A 1431-nucleotide genomic window follows, 5' to 3' on the forward strand; every position below is an offset into this window, starting at 1 on the left:
CCAGATCATCGTTGCAAGCTGGAAGTAGGTAACAAACCATTCGCAGTCCCTCTACAAGGGGTAGGTACACCGAGACTGTCGAACGGAGACAAGCTGCACCACAAGTTCGCAGTGATCGACAACAAAAAAGTGATCACCGGCTCATTTAATTGGAGCCCTGCTGCAGCTCACACCAACGATGAAACGCTGCTGCTGATTCACTCACCAAAACTTGCTGCTCACTTCACGCGCGAGATGAATCGTCTCTGGCGTGGTGCTGAGCTGGGAATCGCACCACGAATGCGACGCAAGCTGGAGCAGCAACGAGCCAAGTGCGGGAGTGGAGTGGAGAGGAGCTGAGAATGGCTTAAGAGGTGGCTTAATCTCATAAAACCAATCAAGGCAAAAGATGGCGGGCTTCAGCGAACCAAACAAAAGGAAGGCAAATAAATCGCTAAAAAGGAGACAAGCAGAAGGAGATGCTTTTCACAAAAGCGCTATTAAGTACCACACAGAAGGGGACCTAGAAAACGCCGAAAAGTTTTACAGAAAAGCAATTAATACTGACTGTCTAAATTGCGTAGCATTTTTAAACTTAGGCGTCATTTGCAAAAATAGCGGACGGCCAGATGAAGCAGTACTCCTTTACAAAAAAGCCATAGAAATTAATCCTTACAATCAAGATGCGTACTACAATCTAGGCAATTTATACAAAGGTCTCGGGCACCTTGATCAAGCTCTTACTTCCACCCTCAAGTCTCTAGAGCTCAAGCCCGATAACCCCACAGCCCAGATGAACCTGGGCACCATCTACCAAGAGCTCGGCAACCTTGATCAAGCTCTTGCTTTCACCCTCAAGTCTCTAGAACTCAAGCCCGATAACCCCACAGCCCAGATGAACCTGGGCACCATCTACAAAGAGCTCGGCAACCTTGACCAAGCTCTTGCTTCCACCCTCAAGTCTCTAGAGCTCAAGCCCGATAACCCCACAGCCCAGATGAACCTGGGCACCATCTACAAAGAGCTCGGCAACCTTGATCAAGCTCTTGCTTCCACCCTCAAATCTCTAGAGCTCAAGCCCGATAACCCCACAGCCCAAATGAACCTGGGCACCATCTACCAAGATCTCGGCAACCTTGATCAAGCTCTTGCCTCCACCCTCAAATCTCTAGAGCTCAAGCCCGACAACCCAGATGCACACATCAACCTGGGCACAATCTACAAAGAGCTCGGCAACCTTGATCAAGCTCTTGCCTCCACCCTCAAGTCTCTAGAACTCAAGTCGGATAACCCCACAGCCCAGATGAACCTGGGCACCATCTACCAAGAGCTCGGCAACCTCGATCAAGCTCTTTATTTTTTCAGAGCAGCAGAAAAAAGCGACAAAATGAAAGCCAAAACTTCAATACTTTTAGCCCAAACTTGTTACCAGATGGGGCTATATAACGAAGG

The 1431-nt window shown here is 48.7% G+C and carries 2 protein-coding genes; both read left to right on the forward strand.

Going from position 1 to position 1431, the window contains the following annotated elements:
- On the forward strand, positions 1-339 hold a 339-nt coding region (locus PMIT1303_RS00435; RefSeq protein ID WP_231901150.1), incomplete at its 5' end, for a phospholipase D-like domain-containing protein.
- Between the two features lie 49 nt (positions 340-388).
- Positions 389-1431 (forward strand): tetratricopeptide repeat protein (locus PMIT1303_RS00440; RefSeq protein ID WP_156486852.1); only part of this gene is annotated, 1043 nt, incomplete at its 3' end.

Origin of the sequence: Prochlorococcus sp. MIT 1303 (assembly GCF_001631965.1) — a bacterium.
In the GTDB taxonomy this organism is placed as follows: Bacteria; Cyanobacteriota; Cyanobacteriia; order PCC-6307; family Cyanobiaceae; genus Prochlorococcus; species Prochlorococcus marinus_D.